The sequence below is a fragment of the Paraburkholderia xenovorans genome, assembly GCF_046030735.1.
GTDB lineage: Bacteria > Pseudomonadota > Gammaproteobacteria > Burkholderiales > Burkholderiaceae > Paraburkholderia > Paraburkholderia xenovorans_A.
In genome coordinates this window covers 122,472-145,883 of the sequence record NZ_JAQQBV010000009.1, presented here as the reverse complement: position 1 = coordinate 145,883, position 23,412 = coordinate 122,472, and the positions used below count along the sequence as shown (strand labels likewise).

Sequence of the window (23,412 nt, the reverse complement as noted above, 5' to 3'; positions counted from 1 at the left end):
ACTCGATAACTGTTTTTAGACGAGCGCCGTTGCGATGCCAAGTGAGAGCACATCATTTCCATTGCGGCCGGAAACACTGGCTGCGATCGCGGATAAACATGAAACGGGAGAAGCGAAGTGAAATGAATTAATAGTTGGTACTCCAATAAAAAAATCCGTCGGCAAGCGTGTGCTTGCCGACGGACTTTCGCATCGTCATACCGGTATCGTGAAACCCGGTTGCGTCAGCTACTTTTACATACCGACGTAACCCACCGGCGTCGTCGCATTGCCCTTCGCGAGCGAAGCGTTGTTCGACACCACATACACGGGCGACTCGGTCAGGTTCAGCGCGAGCGTGCCATTGCTGTAGTTGATCGTCGACGCATTGCCCATCATGTCGATCACCTTGACGGTACCGCTCGTACCCGGCGCATCCACGCTGAGGCTATACGGCACGCTGTAGGTCGGGCTGAAGCCGGCGCTTGCGCTCCACACGTTGTTGTTATGCGCCCACAACGCAGTGATCACCGCGCCGTTGCCGACCTGCTGGAACGCGTACGCATAGACGCCGTTCGGCGTGCCGTTCACCGGGCCGAGCGTGGTGGTGCCGTCGAGCGTATGGGTCATCGCGCTGATTGCCATCGCTACCGGCTTCGGACTGATATTCGTCGCGCCGTATGCGCCTTGCGGGTCGCTCAGATCGAAGAACGTGCCGTAGCCCACTTCACCCGGATAGTCCGCGCCGTAGAACACATAGGTCTGATCCGCGCCTTCGCCGAGCGTGATGATGTGCATGCGCGCCGCCACCGCGGCCTGCGCGTACAGCACGTTCGCGCTTGGATAGTTCGGACCGTACGCACTGCCGATGTCGTAGCTGATGCCGGCTTCGGTCGAGAACAGATGCATGCCGGTGCGATAGTCAGTGGCCATTTCGGAGCGCAGTGCGCGCATCTGGCCGCGCAACGAACTGTCGGCGGTCGACGGATCGGCGTCGTAGCGCTCCGGCGGATGCGACGGCGAAGTGCCCGCGTCGTAATAACCGTGAGTGGCCACGCCGTCGATGTACTGGCCGAAGCCGAGCGGAGCGAGGCGCTTCAGGCGCGTGGTGGTGAGGCTCGGAAATGCGTCCGCGGGACCCATCACCACAGCGTGCGGATCGGTCGAATGAATGCCCTGGTAGACGGATTTGTAGAGCGCGACAAAGTTGGCGTCCGTGTCCGTCCACATCTGGTTCGGTTCCCACGTCACCTGGTAGTAGTTGGCCGATTGCGTCGGGAAATACGCGCTGCGGATCGCGTTCGATTCGGTGCCCACGCGGCTCATGTAGTTCTGGTAGTACGCGAGGTCGGTCGGCACGCCGGTGTCGTCCTGGAACGCGCCGGTGCTGCTCGCCCACGCGGGAATCCCGTCGAGGCGGATCAGGCGCATCACGTTGCCGCTCTGGTAGAACGGATCGAGATTGTTTGCCGACGGGTTGAACGTGTTCCGGCCGTTCGGCTCCATCGCCGACAACTGGCGGTCGTCGATCGTCGACGAAATGCCGAGCGCCGCGAGCAGCGGCCCGTTGTCGTTCGCGCCCTGCATGCCGAAGCGATGTTGTTCCTGACGCGCATAACTGACGGCCGGAATCACGCCCGACAGGTTCGGCGTCACGCCAAAGGTCGCGATGCCGACCGGACGCGTGCCCGCTTGCGGCAACTGGCCACCGTTTCTGGCGAGCGTGCCAGTCGCGGCGAAGTAGCCGGCGAGCGTCGACGTGCAACTGAACGTGATGCTTTGCGAACCGCTTGCAACCGGCGTGCTGCCGCTTGCCACTGCGTTGCCGAGGGTGTCCGTCACGGCCCAGTTCAGCGTGTCGGCACTCGGCGCGTTCGTGGTGAAAGCAAGCTGGAAGGTGCTGCCGGCCGCGAAGATCCGCGTGCCGTCGGCACTGGGTGTGTCGGCGGAAATAGTCGCGCTGCCGGAACCCGCCGACGTCGCGGGCGACGCGCAGCTCAGCTTGGCGGTGGAATTGCCGGCGGCATTCAGGCTGGCGGGATTCGCGCCGCCGGTAGCGGCGCCGCTGCTGCCGTTGGCCTGGGTCGACGTGCTGCTGGACGAGCCGTCACCACTACCGCCGCCGCCGCAAGCCGCGAGTGCCAGAGAAAGTGTGGAAAGTACGAGTAGATGCGATTTCATCAGTCTATAAGCAATGAGTTAGCTGAGCGATCGTTGATCTCTTCGCGACGCACGCGGGGGAGATCAATCGAACGTCGGGGTTCATTCATACGAATCCGAGCCGCGTGCAAAAGCCGGCTTGGCGGATTCGAACGACCGGGGAAAGTACGACGAAAATGGCCTGACGTCTGATGGAAAGAGACGGCTGAACCGCCTTGTCCGACTTCATCGCGTTTACGCGACGGAGTATTTACTGTTTCGTCAGGTTGGAAGCCACGAATGGGAAGAATCGACCGCAACGATACGCATTAGTATGCTTAAAAGAAGTAACGAGTCGTTACGTATGAACAAAGTCGAAGTACTAATTGCATTGATCAAACCAATGAAAAAGTCGGGCGAATACAGTCTTTTTCCGCCATCTTCACTTGAGGTCGAAGGCCATTGAAACGGATGCCTAACTATCAGAATTCGCGTAAAGCGATGAGAAATGGGCGCTGCCGCTCATTGGCGCGCCGATAGCGCCTTGGAGTTGGCGTAATACAGCTTATGCTTGGGTGTAACGTTTCCTCGCGATAGTGGCTTCGCAGCGGAACTGTCGCTGTTTCATGGAGACGACGTCGCGACCCGAAAGGGCGTGTACGGATCAACGATCAAAAGATGATGGAATGCCGATAATTTCCCTTATGCCGGTGTATTGGCCGGATCGGCCTGTCCACCCGCTGCGCAAAAAATGCGGTTATCCCGAGAGATAAATCGTGAGAATTCTTCAGCTGGTTCACGCACCACGGCTTTCCGGGGCAGAAGTACTGGTAAAGGGGCTGGCGATTCATCACCAGCGCGCGGGGCATGAAGTCTGCATGGCGTCGCTGCTGCCGCAGCAGGACGATTTCGCCGACATTCGCAGCGAACTCCAGAGCGCCGGCGTCACCTGTATGTTTCCGAAGATGCACCACGGCAGGATCGGCAAGCTGCTGCATCTGTATCGCGTAGTGCGTCAGTTCAGGCCTGATTTCATCGTTGCCCACGCAACGCTCGCGGCGTTGTATGTACGGCTGCTGCCCGTGCACACGCCGATCGCGTGGGTGATGCACTCCGGCGTCAACGACTTCGAGAACGGCTCGTTGAAACATGCGGAGCGTCTTCTGTCGCGGCGCGCGAGAGCGATCATCGGCGTGTCCCAACAGAATATCGACGACTATCTACGCGAGATCGGCGAACACCCGGCCATGGTCGTGATTCCGAATGGCGTCGATGCCGCTCAGTTCGCGCAGGCTATCGACGTGGCCGCGCCGGCGATCGAAGTGCCGTCGAAGCAGATCGTTCAACTCGGCCGCTATATAGAAGCGAAGAATCAACTCGACACGATCCGCGCGTTCGAGCGCGTCGTGCAGAGCGAGCCGGATGCGCGGTTGCTGTTGTGCGGCGTAGTCGAGGAAATCGGCTATTACGAAGCGGTGCAGTCGCTCGTCGCTCAACTCGGCCTGGAAAGCCGCGTGACCGTGTGCGGACCCCGTTCGGATGTCGCGGCGATTCTGCGGAGCTCGCGCGTGTTCGCGATGCCGTCGCGCTTCGAAGCACAGAGCATCGGTTTTCTCGAGGCGCTCGCTTCGGGCATTCCTGTGGTGGCGAACCGGATTCCGTCGTTCGGTTTTGCGAGCGGCTTCGACGGCGTGAGTCTTGTCGATACGACCGACGCGGCCGGCTACGGCCGCGCATTGCTCAGCGCGCTCGACACGCCGCGCGCGAGCCGCCAGCTCTCGGGCTACACGCTGCACGACACGGCGGATCGCTATATGAGCGTCGCCCGTAAGTTCGTGCAGCCTATGCGGGTGTCGGCCTGATCGCGCGGCTCGCGCAGTTCATCACTGCGCGAGCCGGTCGATTCGCAACGTCTCGGAGAAAAGCCCTGGCAGTGCGCCGAGTTCCTGCGCGTCCCCCGGCGCGAAATTCGCGTTCAGTGGGTAGCGCGTCAGCGCGGCCGCACCGCCTGTGAAATAGAAATCGCCGAGCGTGGCGTCGGTTCGTCGATACAGCACGAGCGACGCATTGCCGTTATCGCGCACGACGGCCGGAAAAACATCGGACCATGACATCCCACGTAATGTCGCTGTTTGCACCGGCGTAGTCGTTGCGCCAGTGGCGTCGATAGTCGAGATGTCGATTAACGCGTCGTCGCTCGTGCCGTCGAGATGCGGGGTCAGCAGAAGCAGCGTATTGCTGTCTTTACCCTGGGCGGCGCCGGCGGCGACTTTCACGAAGTCGGGCACGAAAGACGCGGGCAACAATTTGCGTTCGCCGATCGTCATGCGAGCGCCTGCGTTAGCGATCGGCGTGAGCGCGAGCCGGCCGTCCGCGCTATCCACGGCGACGAGCGATGTCCGCGAGCCGGTTCCCTGAAGCGCAAGAAGATTGCTGTTCTGCCGCAGCGTTTTCGCCTGTGCCCATAGTGTCGGCGCAGAGCCGCTCAAGCCGGCAGACGACGCCACCCACAAATCGAGCCCCGCGTCGCTTCGTTTCTGCGCGATCAATATTCCGGCACGTCCGGTTCCATTGAAATCGGCGGCCACGTATTGCTGGGTTATCTCCGGCCGGAACGCGCGACTCGTTTGCAACCACAGACGCGGCGCTTCGAAGCGGCCGCCCGCATTACGCAGCAACCAGAACGCGGTGCCGCCCTCGCGCGCGCCGATCACCATCAAGTCCGCTTTGCCGTCGCCATCGAAATCGCCGAGCAGAAAGCGCACGCTGTCGAAACAGAGTGTGTTGCCGGCGCAACTCGGCGCGGTGGCGCGATAGTCGAACGGCACCACGCCCGCATACCACAGCGCGGGGCGCGATGTTTTCTCGAGCGACGCCGCGAACACATTGAAACCCGGTCCGTCCTTCTGACGCTGCACATACACCGCGGACGGCGCGCCTGTGCCGCCGAGATCCCCATACATGGCGGTCGCGAGCCGCAGGTCGGTTGCCTGCGTGCGCTGCGTGGTGGCCCAGCGATAGCGCGTGGTCAGCGCCGAGCAGCCGCGCACCGCGAGCTTGCCGCCGTTCTCGCCGAGACAATGACGCTGCGGCGTATAGACGAGTCCGAAGTCCCACGGCGTCCAGCGCTGTGTGATGTCCCACTGATCGCAGGTTTCGGCGATCAGATAGCCGTCGCGCTCCGCGATGCATTGCGACGTGGCGACACTGACGAGCGCCGCGTTGCGCGTATTGCCCGGATAAACGGTCAGCGGGTCCCAGCGCCACTGCTGCGTCGGCGAGTCGGTGCACGCGGCGAGCGTCGGCGCGCGACCGTTGCCGGCGGACGTCAGGCAGCGGCTCGACGCCGCATTGAAGAGTTGAATGGGATGCGACTGGAAATCCGCGATGCGGTGATCGCTGCGATCCGCGAACGCATAGCGGCGCGCGACCCAGTTGCCGTCCCACTGAAACTCGCCGAATACGTGTGAGTAGTCGCTGCCGTCGATTGCGAAGTAGCTCGCGACGATATCGCGCTTGCGTTGCACCTCGGCCGCCGGCAGATTGGCCGGCCAGCCGCCGGTCGGATACGTCACGTGGTATTCGATCGGCACGCTGCGGTTCAGCGTCTGCGCGACGTGGCGCGTGATGCGCGCGGCGAAGATGTGATCGGGATGTTCGAGAAACGGAACGGTATCCGGATTGAGCGTGTAGATCTGCGTCGCGTCCGCGAGGATCACTTTCAGCGTCGCCGACAACGAGGTCCGATCGTATTGCACGCGCACGGTGCCGTCGGCGTTCATCGGATAGGTGGAAAGCGTGGCGCGCTGTTCCCACAGCAAGCCGAGCGGTTCGCGGCCACCGCGCACGGCGCCACCGGGCAGGCGGAATTCGAGCAGACGGACCTGCGGCTTCGCCTTCAACACCATCTGGTGAACCAGCTTGCCGGCGATCGTCAGATTCGATTCGAGCCACTCGTTGGGCACGCCTGCCATGCGGGCGTACGCGAGTCGCGAAGCCCGCTCGCGTGTCAGCACATACGCGAAATTCGCACCGTTGGCGCCGCCGATCAGATGAACCGTGGTGATGCACCAGCCGGCGTCGAGCCGCTCGCTGATGGCCGGGTCGACGAACAACAGGTCGTCGTCGAGATGCGCGACGACCGTGACCAGCGTGCCCGCGTTGCAAGCGACCCCGCTGGCCGCGTGGGCCGCACCGGGCAGCAACGTGAAGCATAGAACCGCGAGAAAAGCCTGAAATGAAACGCGAACGAGCCTGGTTGCCGATAGTCGCATGTTGATTCGAGCCCTGACGGTGGGCTCGATCTTACTTCACCTGCTCGACCCGGCACGTTGGCGAGGTCACAGTGCATTAAAGATCGCGTTGCGCGCTCAGCGGAAATACGCCTTGGTGTTGTCGTGGACGTCTTCGCGCGCCAGCAATTCAGGCGGCGTGATCCACAGATAGTCGCTGTGCTGATCGAGCCGTCCGACCGGCGCCGCGCTGTGGATCGGCAACGCGTAGGCCAGTACGATGTAATGCGTGGACACGTCGGGCTCGGCCGCGAAATTGTCGCTGTAATGATGCTCGAATACGCCCTCGAAGCGCGCGGCCGAACGCGCAAGCTTCGCGATACCCAGCTCCGCGTCGGCGATGCGCGAGAACGCCGCGTCGAGCGTTTCGTCCTTGTGAATGCGGCCGCCCGGCACGAACCATGTACCGCGTGCCGGCCGGTTGCGACGGTGTCCGATCAGCACGCGCCCGTCCGTGTCGGTGACGATCAGATCGATCGCGATTAGCGGCGTGAGACGAACCACGTCCAGGAAATCGAGTTGGGTCAGCATGGGTTTGGTTTTCTCCCGAGGCGATGGCGCTGCTGCAATGCTGCAATGTGCTAATAGTCGTCGTAATGGGCGTCGTTTTTCGTGAGCCGCTCTGAAATGCTCGCAAGCAGCAAGGCGAGCAGCACGGCGCCGATTGTCGCGAACAAGGCTGCGCCGATCATTGCGGCTAGCACCAGCATCGTCCAGGCAAGGCCATTCATGTCCGGGCTCCAGAGTATCGATCCGTGTGCCCAATTTTTCTTAGTTCATCTTACGTGCCCGGAAAGCCTGTTGACCTGTCTCATCACGCCGAAATATCGGCGCCGTTCGACATCTACCGCGCGACGTAACCTTCCGGCGTCGTGACGGCATCCCTGAACACGTCGGCGTTCGTGGAGATCACGTAGACGGGTGTCGGCGAAAGCCTGATGCTCGCCACGCCGTCGCGATACGGCAGCGTCGACGCGTTGCCCATCATGTCGAGCACGGCGACATTGCCCGACGTGCCCGCCGCGTCGACCCGTAGCCGGTAGTCCGCGCTCTGGCTCGCGCTGAAGCCCGCCTTCGCGCTCCATTGGTCGTTGTCGTGCGTCCACAGCGCGGTCACCACCTTGCCGCCGCCGAGCCGGCGAAACGCGTAGCCATACACGCCCCTGGGCAAGCCTTTGAGCGGGCCGAGCGTGACGGTGCCGTCGACGATGCGCGTCATCGCCGCCACCGCGAGCGCGGCGGGTTTGGGGCTGATGCGGGTCGGGCCGTACGCGCCGGCCGGGTGCTCGAGTTCGAAGAACACGCCGTAGCCGGGCGCGGTCTCCGGCATGTCGGCGAGGTAGAACACATAGCTCATGTCCGCGCCTTCGCCGAGCAGAATCAGATGCGTGCGCGCGACGACCGCGGCCTGCGCATACAGCACGTTCCAGCCCGGGTAGTTCTTCCCGTACGACTCGCCGATGTCGTAGCTGATACCGGTCTCGGTGACGAACAGCGGCGCGCCGGGCTTCAGATAGCGGCTCATTTCGTGGCGCAGCGCGCGCATGGCAGCGGGCAATGCGCCCGGCACGGTGCCCTGATTGCCGGTGTCGGCGACGCGCTCGGGAGGATGCGACGGCGTCGTGCCGATGTCGTAGTAGCCGTGAATGCTCACGCCGTCCAGATAGCGGCCGATTCCCTGCGGACCCAGGCGCCGCAACCACTTGACGTTCGCCTGCACCGACGCGTACGTCAGCCCCATGACGACAGCATGCGGGTCGGTCTGATGAATGCCTTCCCAAACGGCCTGGTACATCGCGATGAAATTCGCGTCGCTGTCGCGCCACGGCAGTCCGCCGTCCGCGTCCGGCTCCCAGGTGACCTGATAGTAGTTGTCGCGCTGTTTGGGAAAGTAGGTGGTGCGCACGCGATTCGATTCGGTGCCGACTTTCGCCATGTAGTCCTTCATCTGCGCGAGCGACGTGGGCGCGTAGCTGTGCGTCTCCTTGCCGGTGGGACTCGCCCATGGCGGAATTCCGTCGAGTTGAATCAGACGCAGGATGTCGCCGCGCCGGAAGAACGGCGCCAACTGTTTTGTCGCGGGGTTGAAGGTGCCGGCGTTTTTCGGCTCTTCCATGTACCAGTTGCGATTGTCGTTCACCCACGACAAACCGAGCGCCGTGTAGACGGGCCGGTAACCGTCGCCGTCGCAGCAATGCTGGCCGGGCGCGAGATAGGCCGCGCCCTGGCCGCCGAAGCGATGCAGATCGTCATACGGATAGCGCACCGGCGGCAACGTGGCGGTGGTGTCGGGCAACACGCCGAAGGTGGCGATGCCGGTGGGCCGTGTGCCGCGCGATTCGAGCTGTCCGTGCGCGCGCTCGAGCGACACGGAAATCGCGAAGTAACCCGCAATGCTGGAAGCGCATGACAGCGTGGACAGCGTTGCGCCCGCGGCAACCGCGAATTTGCCGCTGGCGCGCACCACGTTCCAGTTGTCGCGAATCTGCCAGTTGAGCGTGTCGTTCTGCGTGGGGCGCGACGTGAAGACGATCGCGAACGGTTTGTCCGCGGCGAAGAGGCGTGTGCCGTCGCCCGGCGTGTCCGCTTCGAGCAGATCGCCGTTCGGCGCGGCGCGGGTTGGTGACGTGGGCGCCGAGCAGCGCAAGCCTTCTCCAGGCGGATTCTGCAATGCAACGGGCGCGGCCGGGGGCTCCGGCGTCGCGGTGGGCGTCGGCCTGGTTGCGGCGAGCGGGGTGCCTTGTTGCGCTGCGTCGTCAGCTACCGCGCAACGCTTGATGACCCCCGGCGCGGGATCGCCGAATACGCCGTTGTTGCAATCGGCGCTGTCCGTGAACGTCTTGATTGCATGCTGCTCGACCGTCCCGTACAACACCTCGCGTGTGCCGCTGAAACGGCAGGTGCCATATTCCGCCGCACACGGCGTCCATTTCCTGCCTTCGGCGCTGAATGCGGCATGGCTCGGGGCCGCTGCGCCGCTTTGCGCTGCTGCCGTCCCGGCCTTGTCTGCCGCTACGCACGTGCTGGATGCGAGTACCGAAGCCGCAGCAAAAACGGCCACGAGCGTACGCGCAACCTCAGTACCCGAGGCACGCCAGACACCGGCGAAAGATCGATACCAAGCGTGCTGCGTGGCCGTTCCGCGTTCATTCGACATGTGATCCCCGTGTCGTTCGATGATGATCCCCGGCGTCGCCGAATTGCTAGTCCACCAGGCAACAGCCGCCGTGCGCAAGCGCACAGTGCGAGGTGTTGCGGAAATGGCATAGTGTATTTCCGCAATCCGGCGGCGGAAACCGACAGTTTCCGGTTCGACCAAATCCGCCATTGGCCCGCCTATTGCCTCGCGGTATGAAGTTGTCTTATTTCCATGTTTCAGGTTTGAAACATTAATCGTCTTCTTTATATTCTCGAGCTCCAATAGCAGCGAATTAAATAATTTTGCCCCGCAAGAATTCCTTATATTGAAGGCTGTTTTACGTTTATCGACCGGCTGTATAAATAGTACGAAGAAAGTCGCGCACACATGCGGTCGCGGCGAATGCCGGCGCGCTCGGAGGCTTACCCTCATTCTGCCGGTGTTACAGAAAAATGTCACTTCAAATCGCCGTGATAAAGGGCGCAATCCGATCTTCACGTCATTGTTTCGAGTAGCGCGAATGTGTGGTCTGGCGCACGAAAAAACGAATTGTTTTTCATTAAGATTCGCAGAATGCAAACTGATTCATATGCGGAATCTGCGTTTAATTCGCTAAAAGAACCGTAATGGCGGGAATGTTCTGAAAATCATTGGCTGGCCACCATTTCAACACGCCAACATGTCTGCACTTTCGGTCATGGCGGCTAAATGCTGGATTACCGGTGCCTATGATGCACTGCACAGAGGATGCCTCTGTACGGCCCTCGAAAGTGACAAGTATCCGTTTCCGGCGAGAGGATGACTATGACCTGCGCGAGTCTCGAGTCTGCAATGCTGCGTTGGGTGCACGCACCGAATAAAGGGATGCGTCGCATCGCGATACTGATGTTCAACGACTGCTCGCTGCAAGGCGCCGGCGTCGTTGCCGAGGTTTTTCAGGCGGCGAACGAGTTGGCGTCGTCGGGTTCGGGCGGCTGGATGTACGACGTGGCGTTCCTGTCGGCCGACGGCGGCATGGTGACTTCATCGTCCGCGCTGCGGGTGTGGACCGACGGGCTCGACGCGCGTCATTACGGCGGCTTCGACGCGTTGTATGTCGCGGGCGGCAAGGGTGCGCTCGCCGCGGCTTCCGATGAACGGCTGATCGCGTGGCTGCGCCGGGTGCGCCGCAACACGGGCATGGTCCGGCCTATCGCGGAAGGACGCGCGTTGCTCGAGGCCGCCTATTCGGCGGAAACGACGGCCCACACGATGGAAGGCGGCGAGCGGCGCCCGGCGCCGTTGCCGTCGTCGCGTCAGTCGGAACCGAACGGCGACGCCGGCGACCGGCTCGAATCGATGCGCAGCGCGCTCGCAATGATCAAGCGCGATCTGGGCGGCGCGGCCGCGCGCACGGTAGCGGAGCGTCTGCTGGCCGATTCGTGCTCGAACCTCGCGCCGCTGCTCGGCGAAGACGGCGGTCTCAGCCCCGGCGACAAGGTGCGCGCCGCGGCGCGCTGGTTGCAGGAAAACTGCCAGCAGTCGATTTCGATCGCCGACGCGGCACAGTTCGCCGCGATGAGCGAACGCAATTTTCTGCGCCGCTTCAAGATGGAAATGGGCATCACGCCGTCGAGTTTCCTGCTGCACGAACGCCTCGCGGTGACGTGCAGCCTGTTGACCGAATCGGAGTTGCCGGTCGACAAGATCGCGCGCCGTACCGGCATGGGCAACGGCGACCGCCTCGCGAAAGTGTTCCGCAAGCGGATGAGAATTTCTCCCACGGAGTTCCGGATTCAGAGCCGTCGGCTGGTCGGCGAATAGCGCGGGTGCCGGGTGCCGCCAGGCGGCCGGTTGCGCTCGCCAGGCCACACTTCGGTGAGTATTTTCGTTGACTTTGAAGAATTATAAGGAATGCGAATATGTTGATTCAGGATGCTGGGAGCGCTGCGTCGGTCGATCCGCGCGGCGTGGGCGTCGCAACGGCTGGAGCGAGCTGCAAGCGCATCGTGCCGGTGATTCTCGCCGGTGGCTCGGGTACGCGTCTGTGGCCGGTATCGCGCGAAAATTTTCCGAAGCAACTGATCGACGTGGTCGGTTCGGATTCGCTGTTGCAGGCGACCGCGCGCCGCATGGATGGATTTCCGTCCGGCTGGTCGGTGGATGTGTCGCCGATCATCGTGTGCGGTGAAGAGCACCGCTTTGTGATCGCGGAGCAGCTTCAGGAAAACGGCGTGAATGCGCGCCTGATCGTCGAGCCCGCACGGCGCGATACGGCGCCCGCGTTGACGCTCGCGGCTTCGCTCGCATGCGCCGATGGTCATGACGCGATTCTGATCGTGATGCCGGCCGACCATTCGATCGCCGACGTGAGTGCGTTGCAACGCGCGTTCGAAAACGCCGCGCGGCATGCGGAGCAGGGCTCGATCGCGACGCTCGGCGTGCCGCCGACCCGTCCCGACACCGGTTTCGGCTATATCCGGATCGGCGCGGAACTGCCCGAAGGCGCGCACGTGATCGACGGCTTCGTCGAGAAGCCGGCAGAAGAGATTGCCGCGCAATACGTGGCAGCGGGTACTTACTGGTGGAATAGCGGCATCTTCATCGTCAGGGCGAGCGTGTGGCTCGACACGTTGAAGCGCTTGCAGCCCGAGATGCATGCGGCCTGCGAACAGGCGTTCACCGGAGGCCGCGTGGACGGCGCGTATTTCCGTCCGCTGCTCGACGCGTTCCTCGCCGCGCCCGCGGATTCGATCGACTACGCGGTGATGGAGCGTCTGACCGACGTACCCGCCGCTGCCGAAGCCGGGGGCGCCGAGTCCGCGCCGAATCCTGCCGGCGTCGTGGTGCCGCTCGATGCGGGCTGGTCTGACCTCGGTTCGTGGGACGCCGTATGGGCCGCGATGGACAAGGACGCCAACGGCAACGCCGGGCGCGGCCGCGTGGCGTTCGAAGGCGCGGTGTCGAGCTACGCGCATTCGGAAGGGCGCCTTGTCGCGTGCGTCGGCACGACCAATGTCGTCGTCGTCGAAACGGCGGACGCGGTGCTGGTGGTCGACCGCTCGCATGTGCAGGACGTGAAGGGACTCGTGTCGCGCATCAAGGCGCAGCACGCACCCGAAGCCGAAGCACACCGGAAGGTGCGGCGCCCCTGGGGCTTCTACGATTCGATCGATCACGGCGAGCGCTTTCAGGTGAAGCGCATCGTCGTCACGCCGGGCGCGCAGCTTTCGCTGCAACTGCATCACCACCGCGCCGAGCACTGGGTCGTGGTGCGCGGCACCGCGCTCGTCACGCGCGGCGAAGAGACCTTCCTGCTGAGCGAAAACGAGTCGACTTACATTCCGCTCGGCACGCGCCACCGCCTCGAGAACCCGGGCAAGGTCCCGCTCGAGATCATTGAAATCCAGTCCGGCGCCTATCTCGGCGAAGACGACATCGTGAGGTTCAACGACAACTACGGCCGCTGCTCCTAACAGCGCGCCGCGAATCATCCGCGGATAAGAACGGCAAGAACGAGGGAAGCAAAATGCGCAAGTTTCAGGATTTGCTCGCGCGAATATTCGATGTCGCGTTAGTGCTCGCGGGTGCGGCGGTGGCGTCGCAGATCCGCTTTGAATATCTCGCTCAATCCGGGTTCTATTGGGCGTTCGTGATGTTTTCCGCTGCCTTCGCGCTGGCGATCTTTCCGGCGTTCGGCGTGTATGAATCGTGGCGCGGCCGTTCGAAGCTCGCGCTGGCGGGCCAGGTGTCGCTCGCATGGCTGATGGTGCAGGGCTGCGCGCTGGTGCTGATGTACTCGCTGCACCGTGCCGATTTCGTATCGCGTTTGTGGTTTTCGTACTGGACCGCGATGACGGGCGGCCTGTTGATCGCCTACCGGCTGATCACGCATGCGGTGCTGGCGCGCGCTCGCGGCGCCGGGATGAATCTGCACCGCGTGGCGATCGTCGGCAGCGGCCAGCAATGCGACACGATCATTCGCCGGATCGAGTCGGAACCCACGACGGGTTTTCGCGCGAGCGCGGTGTTCAACACGCGGCCCGAGGTCGCGGTGACGAGCTCGCGCGTGGCGGTGTTCGAACGGGTGGACGCGCTGGCCGAATACATTCGTACGAACGACGTGCACGAGCTGTGGCTGATGCTGTCGCTCACCGAGGAACCGTTGATCGTGTCGCTCATCAACGAATTCCGCGACGATCTGGTGAACATCCGCTTCATGCCGGACGTGCGCAGCCTCGCGCTGTTCGAAGGCAGCGGCGTGATCGATCTGCTCGGCGTGCCGGCGATCAATCTGGTCGCGTCGCCGCTGTCGGCGAACTCACTGCTGAAGAAGGAAATCTTCGATCGCCTGTTTGCCGCGACCGCGCTGCTGGGTCTCGCGCCGATCATGCTCGCGATTGCGCTCGCGGTGAAGTGTTCTTCGCGCGGCCCGGTGCTGTTCAGGCAGAAGCGTAAAGGCGCGGACGGCCGCGTCTTCACGATCTACAAATTCCGCTCGATGCGCTTGCACGCCGGGCAAAAAGGCGTCGTCCAGCAGGCGACCCGCGACGATCCGCGCGTGACGCGAGTCGGCGCGTTTCTGCGCCGCACGAGTCTAGACGAACTGCCGCAATTCTTCAACGTGTTGCGTGGCGATATGTCGGTCGTCGGACCGCGTCCCCATGCACTCGAGCACGACGACCTCTATCAGAAGGTGGTCGCGGGCTACATCAATCGCTACCGGATCAAGCCGGGTATCACGGGCTGGGCGCAGATCAACGGCTTTCGTGGCGAAACGGACCGCATAGAAAAGATGGAGCGTCGTGTCGAACATGACCTGTACTACCTGGGGCATTGGTCGTTCGCACTCGACATGCGGATTATCGGCGCGACGATCGTTGCAGGACTGGTGCATCGAAACGCTTACTAAGAAGTGGTTAACAAGCACGCTGGGCGCTGCCTCCCCCGAGGACAGATGCCCTGGCGCAAGGAGGAAGATCATGGGTTCGCTCGGAATACGTACGGGAAGTCTGGTGATTTGCACGGTGACATCATTGCTTTCGGGATGCTCGCTCTCGCCGGGGCAAAGAATGATTACGCCGGCCGCGGTGCAGGAAACCGGTGGCGAATACAGCACCGAAGCGTCGCAGCAGGTGCAGGTGCCGATTACGGATATCAACCTCGCGTTGCTGCGCAAGATGAAGGCCGCGCACAAGGCTTCCGAGTTGCCGACGGATACGGTCGGCCTGTTCGGCAAGCCGACCGCGTATAAGGTCGGTCCGGGCGACGTGCTGCAGATCGTCGTGTGGGATCACCCGGAACTCGCGGCGGCGCTCGGCCAGCCCGCGCAAAACGCGAAAACGTCGGATGCGGCGCCGGGGTTCCTGATCGATGAAAACGGCGACGTGCAGTTCCCGTACGCGGGCACGCTGCATGTCGCGGGCAAGGACATCGGCACGATCCAGCGCGAACTGCACAAGAAGCTGAGCGTGGTCTATCAGAAGCCTGAAGTCACGGTGCGGGTCGCGTCGTTCCGTGCCGCGCAGGTTTATGTGGACGGCGAAGTGCGCTTGCCGGGCGCGCAGGCGCTCAACGACATTCCGATGTCGCTGACGAGCGCGATCAACCAGAGCGGCGGCTTCAGCGCGAATGCGGACCGCAGCCGCGTGGACCTGATTCGCGGCGGCTCGACCTACGCGATCAACGTGGACGACCTCGTGAAGCGCGGCCGCAATCCGGGCGACATCTATCTGAAGCCGGGCGACATCGTGCGGGTTTCGTCGCGCGACGACAGCGCGGTGTTCGTGATGGGCGAAGTCAACAAGCCGGCGACCATCCTGCCGATGCGCAACGGCACGCTGACCTTGTCGCAGGCGCTCTCCGACAGCGGCAGCTTCAACCCGGCTACGGCTGAAACCAAGCAATTGTTCGTGATCCGCAATTCGACCAGCGAAACGCCCGAGGTCTATCACCTCGATGCCACGTCGCCGGTTTCGATGGTGCTCGCGAACCAGTTCGAGTTGCAACCGAAGGACGTGGTCTACGTCGATAACGGTGCGCTGGTCCGCTTCAACCGCGTGCTGAATCTGTTCCTGCCGGCGATCAATGCGGCCGTGACAGGTGTGATCGTCGCGAAGTAAAACCACGCCTCGCGCTCCTGAACCGCCGGGCTTTGTTGGGTGAACAAAATGGCTATCAACTTCGAGAACCGCTACACGGATGTGTCCGGACCGGATGAATTGCATCTATCGGACTATCTGCGCACGATCGTGCGAGGCTGGCGCACGATCCTCACTGTGACGGCGATCGCATTGGCGCTGGGGTGCGCCTATGCGTTCCTCGCTCCGCCGGTGTATCGCGCGGACGTGCTGTTCCATGTCGAGGACAAGACGGGCAACGCAAACGCGAACGGCAAGGATTCCTTGCCGCCGCTCACCGGCATGTTCGACACCAAGCCGTCGACTGCCGCGGAGATCGAGCTGCTGAAATCGCGGCTCGTCACCGAGGAAACCGTCAAGCGGCTGCATCTGGACATCTCGGCGTCGCCGCGCTATTTCCCGCTGATCGGCGGGATGATCGCGGGCCTCGTGAACGGACAGTGGGGCTTCAAGCTGCCCCAGTTCATCAACCTGTCCGGTTACGCGTGGGGCAACGAGAGCATTGCAGTATCGCGTTTCGACACGTCGAAGGACATGTACGACACCTCTTTCACGCTGATTGCAGGCACGGAGGGCTCGTATGTGTTGCGCGACAGGAATGGGATCGCGATCCTGTCGGGCCATGTCGGCGAAACGGTGGAAACCGATACCGCCGACGGCCCGATCGCACTGCACGTCGACACGCTGACCGGCCCCCCCGGCTCGCGTTTCGAATTGCAGCGCGCGTCGACGCTGGGCACCGTGGACCGCTTGCAGAAGTCGCTGGTGGTCGCGGAAACCACGCTGCAGTCCGGCGTGATCCGCGCGAGTCTCGAAGGCGGCGACAGTGCGTTGACGGCCGCGATCGTCAACAGCATGGCGCGCGAATTCGTGCGCCAGGACGTGGCAAGCCGGTCGACGGAAGCCGAGCACATGCTCGCGTTCCTCGACCAGCAACTGCCCGGCCTGCGCAAGGAACTCGACGACGCCGAACAGCGTTACAACAAGTTCCGCAACACGCACGGCACGGTGGACCTCGGCGAAGAAAGCCGCCTGCTGTTGCAGCAGATCGTCGACAACAAGACCAAGCTGCTCGATCTGCAGACGCAACGCGCGGAGATGTCGCAACGCTTCACCGCGAATCACCCGGCGGTGGCCGCGCTCGATGCGCAGATCGCCGCGTTGCAGGGCGCGCAGGCCAACATGAACCGCAGCGTCTCGGTGATGCCGGATACCGAGCAGACCGCGTTGCGTCTGCTGCGCGACGTGCACGTGGACACGGAGCTCTATACCAATCTGCTGAACAGCGCGCAGCAATTGCGCGTCGCGAAGGCGGGCCAGGTGGGCAACGTGCGCGTGGTGGATTTCGCCGAAGCGCCTGACGAACCCGTGCGTCCGAAACGCGTGCTCGCGATCCTGATCGCGCTCGGCGGCGGTCTCGCGATCGGCATCATGCTGACCTTCTTCAAGCGCGCGATGTACGGCGGCGTGGAGCGTCCGGACGAGATCGAAGCCGCGCTCGGCGTGCCGGTGTTCGCGATCGTGCCGCGCAGCCAGCAGCAATTGCGTTTGCAGGAAAACGTGATGCTGCGCCGCCGCGGTTTGCATGTGCTCGCGCAGCAGGCGCCGGAAGACATCGCCGTGGAGGGCGTGCGCAATCTGCGCACCTCGCTGCAACTGTCCCTCGATCACGCTGAGAACAACGTGGTGATGATCACCGGTTCGCGGCCCGATGCCGGCAAGTCGTTCCTCTCCGTGAATCTGGCGGCGCTGGTCGCGTCGGCGAACAAGCGCGTGCTGATCATCGACGGCGACATGCGGCGCGGCGACGTCCACTCGCACTTCGGCGTCGGCCATCAGCCAGGCTTGTCGGACGTGCTGGGCGGCGGCGATCTGATGGCGATGATCCAGCGCGACGTGCTGCCGGGTCTCGACGTGCTCGCGAAGGGCGCGCTGCCCGCGCATCCGTCCGAGTTGCTGATGAGCAAGCGCTTCGAGCAGATGCTCGACGAACTGAAGTCGCACTACGACCTCGTGATCGTCGATACGCCGCCGGTGCTGGCGGTGACCGACTCGACGGTGATCGGCAAGCATGTGGGCACCACGCTGCTGGTGGTGCGCCATGGCCGTCATCCGATGAACGAAATCTCCGAGACGGCCAAGCGGCTGCTCAACGGCGGCGTTCATCTGAAGGGCGTGCTGCTGACCGACGTGCCGCAGGAAGGCGCGTTCCTCGGCTCCGGCTATCAGGGCGGCTATTACGGATACGACAGCATCGCCGGTTGAGACGGCGGCCCCGTCATGGGGGCCGACCGCTCGACCGAAACGTGGCACTGGCATCGCATTGTTTAACCAGGAGAATGCTTCATGAAACGTAAGGTCGCGCTGATCACCGGCATTACTGGACAGGACGGGTCGTATCTGGCGGAGCTGCTGCTCTCGAAGGACTACGACGTACACGGTATCAAACGCAGGTCGTCGCTGTTCAATACAGACCGGATCGACCATCTGTACCGCGATCCCCACGATCCGGACCAGCGGCTGTTTCTGCATCATGCGGACCTGACCGACTCGACCAGCCTGCTGCGCGTGATTCAACGCGTCGAACCCGACGAGATCTACAACCTCGCGGCGCAGAGCCATGTGGCGGTGTCGTTCGAAGAGCCTGAATACACGGCGAACGCGGACGGCCTCGGCGCATTGCGCATTCTCGAGGCGATCCGCATTCTGGGCCTGCAGCACAAGACGCGCTTTTACCAGGCGTCCACGTCGGAGCTGTACGGCCTCGTGCAGCAGGTGCCGCAATCCGAGACCACGCCGTTCTATCCGCGCAGCCCGTACGCGGTCGCCAAGCTGTTCGCGTACTGGACCACGGTCAATTATCGCGAAGCGTACGGCCTCTATGCGTGCAACGGGATTCTGTTCAATCACGAATCGCCGGTGCGCGGCGAGACGTTCGTCACGCGCAAGATCACGCGCGCGGTCGCACGGATCGCGGTAGGCATGCAGAAGACGCTGTATCTCGGCAATCTGTCCGCGTTGCGCGACTGGGGTCACGCGCGCGACTACGTGGAGATGCAATGGCGCATGCTGCAACAGGACAAGCCTGAGGATTACGTGATCGCCACCGGCGTGCAGTACAGCGTGCGCGAATTCGTACAGCACGCGGCGGCCGAACTGGGCGTGACGGTGCGGTTCGAAGGCAGTGGCGTGGACGAAGTCGGCATCGTCGAGAAGGTCGAAGGGCGCGAGGTCAAGATGTCGCCCGGCGACGTGATCGTGCGCGTCGATCCGCGCTACTTCCGGCCGGCCGAAGTCGAAACGCTGCTCGGCGATCCGTCGAAGGCGCACGCGCAACTCGGCTGGCAGCCGACCACGCCGTTCGAGTCGCTCGTGAAGGAAATGGTGCGCGCGGACTATCAGATTGCGAGACGTGACGCGCTGGTCACGCTGGCCGGCTTCACCGCGCTCGAACATCACGAGTAACGATAATGGACAAACACGCACGCATCTTCGTCGCGGGGCACCGCGGCATGGTCGGTTCCGCGCTGGTCAGACGGCTCGCCGCCGCCGGTTATCCGAATGTGATCACCCGTTCGCGCGCGGAACTGGACCTCAAGGATCAGGCTGCGGTGAACCGCTTCTTCGAGGCCGAGCGGATCGACGTGGTGCTGCTCGCGGCGGCTCGGGTGGGCGGCATTTTCGCCAATGCGTCGCGGCCGGGCGAGTTCATCTACGAAAACCTGGTGATCGAAACCAACGTGATCCATGCCGCGTATCGCGCGAAGGTGGAGCGGCTGGTGTTCTTCGGGTCGTCGTGCATTTATCCGAAGCAATGCCCGCAGCCGATTCGCGAGGAATACCTGCTCACGTCGCCGCTCGAACCGACCAACGACGCCTACGCGATCGCGAAGATCGCCGGGCTGAAACTGTGCGAGGCGTACAACCGCGAGTACGGCACGCATTTCGTGTCGTTGATGCCGACCAATCTGTACGGTCCGAACGACAACTACGATCTGAACAGCAGCCATGTGCTGCCCGCGCTGCTGCGCAAGGCGCACGAGGCGAAGCTGAGCGGCGCCGCGACGCTGACGGTGTGGGGCTCGGGCACGCCGTGCCGCGAATTCCTGCATGTCGACGATCTCGCCGACGCGACGCTGTTCGTGCTCGAACACGACGTGAAGGACGGGCTCTTCAATGTCGGCGTGGGTGAAGACCTGACGATTCGCGAGCTGGCCGAGTGCATTTGCAACGTGGTGGGCTTCGAAGGGCAACTGGTGTTCGACGCGTCCAAACCGGACGGCACGCCGCGCAAGCTGCTCGACGTGTCGCGTCTCACGCAGATGGGCTGGCAGGCATCCATCGGTCTCGAGGAAGGGATCGCGGCGACCTATCGGGAGTTTGCCGAATTGCACGCGGGCTCGACCCCCGCCGCTGTCGCCGCGTAAGCGCGCGACGGCGCGGCTCGCGCAATGACTGCAGGACCGCAGCCGCAATCAGGCGTCGCTGAACGCCTATTAAAAGCTTACCAGGGAACTTGGGGCGGTTCGCACAGGCAGCGCGCGGATCGCACAGGGGGAAGAATTTTCGAGGAGTGGCATCAAAATGACGGCTTCAGTCACGATCTTCCACAACGTCGTATGGTCGCGTCACAAGGGTGTCGTGTTCTCGGCGCTGCACAATATTTCGGCATCCGGAGCAATACGATATTCGATGGTGCAGATCGCGGACACCGAACACGACCGGATCGGTTTTTCGGAAGTCGACTATTCGTTCCATCGCTATCCGATGCAGAAGCTGTTCGACGGTTGCTACGAAGACGTGCCGATGCTCAAGCTCACGTGGCGGCTCACGTGGGAAGTGTTGCGGGCCAAGTCGGATCTGATCGTGCTGCCGGGTTATCACCGCCCCGAGTATTGGGCGATGCTGGCGGCGTGCATCGTCACGGGCAAACGGCGGGCGGTGTTCTGCGATTCGACCGCGCGCGACCGGCCGAAGAAGCTGCTCACGTCGATTCCGAAGCGGGTGTTTTTCGCGCTCTGCGACGGCTATTTCGGCTTCGGCGAGCGTAGCCGCGAGTATCTGCTGTCGCTCGGCGCGAAGCGCGACAAGATTTTCGTGCCGTGCCAGGCCGCGGCCTTGCCGGGCTCGTTCTCGCCGGAGCGGGCGCTCGTCGAACGAGCCGAGGCGCGGGCCGGCAATCCGCCCGTGTTTCTGTACGTGGGGCGGTTGTCCGAAGAGAAGGGTATCGGCACGCTGATCGAGGCGTTCGCCGGTTTGCGGCGGCGCATTCCGGCCGCGCGTTTGCGTATCGTCGGCACGGGGCCGATGGCGGACGTGCTGCATGCGAAGGTGGCCGGGCTGGAACTGAACGATGCAGTGACCTTCGCCGGCAGCTTGCAGGACGAGCCGCTCACGCGTGAGTACTACGGCGCGACCTGTCTCGTGTTGCCGAGTTACAGCGAACCGTGGGGCCTCGTCGTCAACGAATCGCTTGCGCACGGTTGCCCGGCGGTGGTCAGCGAAAGCTGCGGCTGCGTGCCCGAACTGGTGATCGACGGCGTGAGCGGCTATGCGTTCACGGCGGGCGATGTCGCCGCGTTGCAGCGCACGATGTTGAAAGCGATGGAAGCGTTCGCCGACGCCGCCGGCACCGCGCATCGCTGCATGGATGTGATCCGGCGCTTCGACCCGCCTTCCGCAGCCGCGAATATCGCCCGCGGCTGCGCCCTGATGCTCAGCGACTGATGCGCGTGGCCGGCGCGGCGGGTCGCCGCGTCGCCCGTGCAATGCCCTGGAACCGTTCTGGCTGCCACAATGAAGATCCTTATCTACGGCCTCAACTACGCACCGGAACTGACGGGAACGGGCAAGTACACGGCGGAGATGGCCGTGTTGCTGGCACAGCGCGGGCACGACGTGCGGGTGGTGTGCGCACCGCCTTATTACCCGGAGTGGCGTGTCGCCGACGGCTATGCGTCGTGGCGCTACCGGCGCGAGACGCGCGACGCGGTGACGGTCTGGCGCGCGCCGTTGTGGGTGCCGTCGCGTCCCGGCGGCATGAAGCGCATGCTGCATCTCGCCACGTTCGCGGCCAGTTCGCTGCCGGTGCTCGCGTGGCAGGCGCTGTGGCGCCCGCACGTGGTGATGCTGATCGCGCCGACGCTGATGTGTGCGCCGGCCGCGCTGAGCGTCGCGGCGCTCACGCGCGCGCGCACGTGGCTGCATATTCAGGATTTCGAAGTGGATGCGGCATTCGATCTGGGCCTGCTGAAGAGTTCGCGCGCGTCGCGTATCGCGCGCTGGATCGAAAGCGCGTTGTTGCGGCGCTTCGATGCGGTGTCGTCGATCACGCGGCAGATGACCACGCGCGCGGCGGCCAAGGGTGTGTTGCCGGCGCGGATCGTTTGCCTGCCGAACTGGGTCGACGTGGCGACGATCTTTCCGCTGCCGCGCGCGAGCGACTACCGCCGCGTATTGGGTATTTCGGCGGGGCAGAAAGTCGTGCTCTACTCGGGCAATATGGGCGCGAAACAGGGGATCGAAACACTCGCGGACGCGGCGGCATCGCTTGCCGCGCGCGCCGATCTGACCTTCGTGTTCTGCGGCAGCGGCGCCGCGCGGGAGAGTTTGCTCGAGCGCTGCGCGGGCTCGGCCAATTGCATTTTCATGCCGCTGCAACCGGCCGACCGGCTGAACGAACTGCTCAATCTCGCCGACATTCACGTGCTGCCGCAACGCGGCGACGCCGCCGATCTGGTGATGCCGTCCAAGCTCACCGGCATGTTCGCGAGCGGCCGCGCGACCGTTGCGATGGCGCGCCGCGGCACCGCGCTTTACGAAGCGGTGGCGCCGCGCGGCGTGGTCGTGCCGCCGGACAACGTCAAGGCTTTGGCGGCGGCGCTCACGGTGCTGGCGAGCGATCCCGAACGGCGCGCGGCGCTCGGCAAGGCGGCGCGCAATTATGCGGAGCGCAGTTTGTCGCCGGAGTCGACGATGCGCGCGTTCGAAGAGCGGCTTGCGATTCTGTGCCCGCAGGCAGCGGGCGAACCGGTGAAGCAACGGCCGTCGCCATTCGGCACGGGTTCTTCAGGTGTTGCGGCCCGGCGGCGTCACAAGACCGCGGACGCGGAGGAAGCCGCGCCGGATTGATCCGGCACGCGGCCCTGTCATGAATACGCACTCACCACGGCGAACGATAGACGGCGCGCTTGCCGGCGCCGGTGGTGCCGTACGGGTCGGCGTAAGTGGACTTCGCGGCGCCGGCGGCCATCAGGTTGTCGCCCGCTTTGGGCGCATCGGCGGGCGCCTTGTTATTGCGCGCGGCTTTGCCGGGCGCGGGCATGCCGCCGCCTTGCGCGCCACCGCCGCCCACCCGCATGCGTTGTTCGTCGAGCAGATCGGCCTGCTGCGCGTCGGCGGTGTCGTTGCCGGCGCCGGGCGTGCCGTATTCGCGCGGGGCGCCGAGCAGGCCCTGTTCTTTCTTGCGACGCGCGGCCTGACGATCGACGGGCGTCGGCGCGGCGGTGCCGTAAGTGGCGGTGGTGGCCGCGGGAGCCGCAGCTTTGGGCGCCGCGTTCTGCGCGAATACGGGCGCCGCGCAAGCGGCGATGGCGACCGCCAATGCGGTGCTGGTGTGTCGAAGCGATCTGTTCATTGTGTTCCCCCGAGTGATGCGTCTGGATACAGCTATCGTGCGCCAACCTTCACGCGTGTAGCCGCCAAAACGCTTCCCTGTACAGCCACTACGCGAATTTGGGTAGTG

16 protein-coding genes are annotated in these 23,412 nt (G+C 63.7%); 10 read left to right on the top strand and 6 right to left on the bottom strand.

Annotation, left to right across the window (positions count from 1 at the left end; translation table 11 throughout):
• Positions 1 to 234 precede the first annotated feature (234 nt).
• A complete protein-coding gene (locus tag PQQ51_RS11305; protein ID WP_408496858.1) occupies positions 235 to 2,160 on the bottom strand; it encodes a hypothetical protein in 1,926 nt (641 codons plus the stop codon).
• A 734-nt stretch (positions 2,161 to 2,894) separates the two neighbouring features.
• Here PQQ51_RS11305 and PQQ51_RS11300 point away from each other — a divergent pair.
• Entirely contained in the window at positions 2,895 to 3,980 is a 1,086-nt protein-coding gene (locus PQQ51_RS11300) for a glycosyltransferase family 4 protein (RefSeq protein WP_408496857.1), read from the top strand.
• Between the two features lie 21 nt (positions 3,981 to 4,001).
• Here the strand turns inward: PQQ51_RS11300 and PQQ51_RS11295 are convergent, their stop codons facing one another.
• The 4 genes from PQQ51_RS11295 to PQQ51_RS11280 form a co-directional block, all read right to left on the bottom strand.
• Positions 4,002 to 6,392, bottom strand: a complete 2,391-nt coding sequence (locus PQQ51_RS11295; protein ID WP_408496856.1) for an FG-GAP-like repeat-containing protein — start codon at positions 6,390 to 6,392, stop codon at positions 4,002 to 4,004.
• Positions 6,393 to 6,488: 96 nt separating this feature from the next.
• Positions 6,489 to 6,941, bottom strand: coding sequence for a GDP-mannose mannosyl hydrolase (locus PQQ51_RS11290; RefSeq protein WP_408496855.1), 453 nt, complete (start codon positions 6,939 to 6,941; stop codon positions 6,489 to 6,491).
• A 50-nt stretch (positions 6,942 to 6,991) separates the two neighbouring features.
• Positions 6,992 to 7,141: a hypothetical protein gene (locus tag PQQ51_RS11285; protein ID WP_408496854.1), complete on the bottom strand. Its 150-nt coding sequence runs from the start codon at positions 7,139 to 7,141 to the stop codon at positions 6,992 to 6,994.
• Between the two features lie 113 nt (positions 7,142 to 7,254).
• Positions 7,255 to 9,471, bottom strand: coding sequence for a hypothetical protein (locus tag PQQ51_RS11280; protein WP_408496853.1), 2,217 nt, complete (start codon positions 9,469 to 9,471; stop codon positions 7,255 to 7,257).
• A gap of 882 nt (positions 9,472 to 10,353) precedes the next feature.
• Between PQQ51_RS11280 and PQQ51_RS11275 the strand changes: the two genes are divergently transcribed.
• The 9 genes from PQQ51_RS11275 (at position 10,354) to PQQ51_RS11235 (ending at position 22,799) form a co-directional block, all read left to right on the top strand.
• Positions 10,354 to 11,352 carry a helix-turn-helix domain-containing protein gene (locus PQQ51_RS11275; RefSeq protein WP_408496937.1) on the top strand — a complete coding sequence of 333 codons (999 nt, stop codon included), beginning with the start codon at positions 10,354 to 10,356 and terminating at the stop codon, positions 11,350 to 11,352.
• Positions 11,353 to 11,450: 98 nt separating this feature from the next.
• Positions 11,451 to 13,004, top strand: a complete 1,554-nt coding sequence (locus PQQ51_RS11270; RefSeq protein ID WP_408496852.1) for a mannose-1-phosphate guanylyltransferase/mannose-6-phosphate isomerase — start codon at positions 11,451 to 11,453, stop codon at positions 13,002 to 13,004.
• Between the two features lie 53 nt (positions 13,005 to 13,057).
• On the top strand, positions 13,058 to 14,440 hold the full coding sequence (locus PQQ51_RS11265) for an undecaprenyl-phosphate glucose phosphotransferase (RefSeq protein ID WP_408496851.1): 1,383 nt from the start codon (positions 13,058 to 13,060) through the stop codon (positions 14,438 to 14,440).
• Positions 14,441 to 14,510: 70 nt separating this feature from the next.
• Positions 14,511 to 15,650 (top strand): polysaccharide biosynthesis/export family protein, encoded by a 1,140-nt coding sequence (locus PQQ51_RS11260; protein WP_408496850.1) that lies wholly within the window; start codon positions 14,511 to 14,513, stop codon positions 15,648 to 15,650.
• 48 nt (positions 15,651 to 15,698) lie between these two features.
• Entirely contained in the window at positions 15,699 to 17,933 is a 2,235-nt protein-coding gene (locus PQQ51_RS11255; RefSeq protein WP_408496849.1) for a succinoglycan biosynthesis protein ExoP, read from the top strand.
• A gap of 81 nt (positions 17,934 to 18,014) precedes the next feature.
• Positions 18,015 to 19,133, top strand: coding sequence for a GDP-mannose 4,6-dehydratase (gene gmd / locus PQQ51_RS11250; protein ID WP_408496848.1), 1,119 nt, complete (start codon positions 18,015 to 18,017; stop codon positions 19,131 to 19,133).
• A gap of 5 nt (positions 19,134 to 19,138) precedes the next feature.
• Complete coding sequence (locus PQQ51_RS11245) at positions 19,139 to 20,095, top strand: GDP-L-fucose synthase family protein (RefSeq protein WP_408496847.1); 957 nt, start codon at positions 19,139 to 19,141, stop codon at positions 20,093 to 20,095.
• 157 nt (positions 20,096 to 20,252) lie between these two features.
• The gene (locus PQQ51_RS11240; protein ID WP_408496846.1) at positions 20,253 to 21,395 is read left to right on the top strand and encodes a glycosyltransferase family 4 protein; all 1,143 of its coding nucleotides are present in this window, start codon (positions 20,253 to 20,255) and stop codon (positions 21,393 to 21,395) included.
• 69 nt (positions 21,396 to 21,464) lie between these two features.
• Entirely contained in the window at positions 21,465 to 22,799 is a 1,335-nt protein-coding gene (locus tag PQQ51_RS11235) for a glycosyltransferase WbuB (protein ID WP_408496845.1), read from the top strand.
• 31 nt (positions 22,800 to 22,830) lie between these two features.
• Here the strand turns inward: PQQ51_RS11235 and PQQ51_RS11230 are convergent, their stop codons facing one another.
• Positions 22,831 to 23,304 carry a hypothetical protein gene (locus tag PQQ51_RS11230; RefSeq protein WP_408496844.1) on the bottom strand — a complete coding sequence of 158 codons (474 nt, stop codon included), beginning with the start codon at positions 23,302 to 23,304 and terminating at the stop codon, positions 22,831 to 22,833.
• Positions 23,305 to 23,412: the final 108 nt, after the last annotated feature.

Bases quoted from the DNA above. Each gene is read 5' to 3' on its own strand.
- PQQ51_RS11265 (WP_408496851.1), top strand. From the start codon at position 13,058: ATGCGCAAGTTTCAGGATTTGCTCGCGCGAATATTCGATGTCGCGTTA.
- PQQ51_RS11305 (WP_408496858.1), bottom strand. From the start codon at position 2,160: ATGAAATCGCATCTACTCGTACTTTCCACACTTTCTCTGGCACTCGCG.
- PQQ51_RS11295 (WP_408496856.1), bottom strand. From the start codon at position 6,392: ATGCGACTATCGGCAACCAGGCTCGTTCGCGTTTCATTTCAGGCTTTT.
- PQQ51_RS11245 (WP_408496847.1), top strand. From the start codon at position 19,139: ATGGACAAACACGCACGCATCTTCGTCGCGGGGCACCGCGGCATGGTC.
- PQQ51_RS11240 (WP_408496846.1), top strand. From the start codon at position 20,253: ATGACGGCTTCAGTCACGATCTTCCACAACGTCGTATGGTCGCGTCAC.
- gmd (WP_408496848.1), top strand. From the start codon at position 18,015: ATGAAACGTAAGGTCGCGCTGATCACCGGCATTACTGGACAGGACGGG.
- PQQ51_RS11230 (WP_408496844.1), bottom strand. From the start codon at position 23,304: ATGAACAGATCGCTTCGACACACCAGCACCGCATTGGCGGTCGCCATC.
- PQQ51_RS11275 (WP_408496937.1), top strand. From the start codon at position 10,354: ATGACCTGCGCGAGTCTCGAGTCTGCAATGCTGCGTTGGGTGCACGCA.
- PQQ51_RS11260 (WP_408496850.1), top strand. From the start codon at position 14,511: ATGGGTTCGCTCGGAATACGTACGGGAAGTCTGGTGATTTGCACGGTG.
- PQQ51_RS11235 (WP_408496845.1), top strand. From the start codon at position 21,465: ATGAAGATCCTTATCTACGGCCTCAACTACGCACCGGAACTGACGGGA.
- PQQ51_RS11285 (WP_408496854.1), bottom strand. From the start codon at position 7,141: ATGAATGGCCTTGCCTGGACGATGCTGGTGCTAGCCGCAATGATCGGC.
- PQQ51_RS11255 (WP_408496849.1), top strand. From the start codon at position 15,699: ATGGCTATCAACTTCGAGAACCGCTACACGGATGTGTCCGGACCGGAT.
- PQQ51_RS11290 (WP_408496855.1), bottom strand. From the start codon at position 6,941: ATGCTGACCCAACTCGATTTCCTGGACGTGGTTCGTCTCACGCCGCTA.
- PQQ51_RS11270 (WP_408496852.1), top strand. From the start codon at position 11,451: ATGTTGATTCAGGATGCTGGGAGCGCTGCGTCGGTCGATCCGCGCGGC.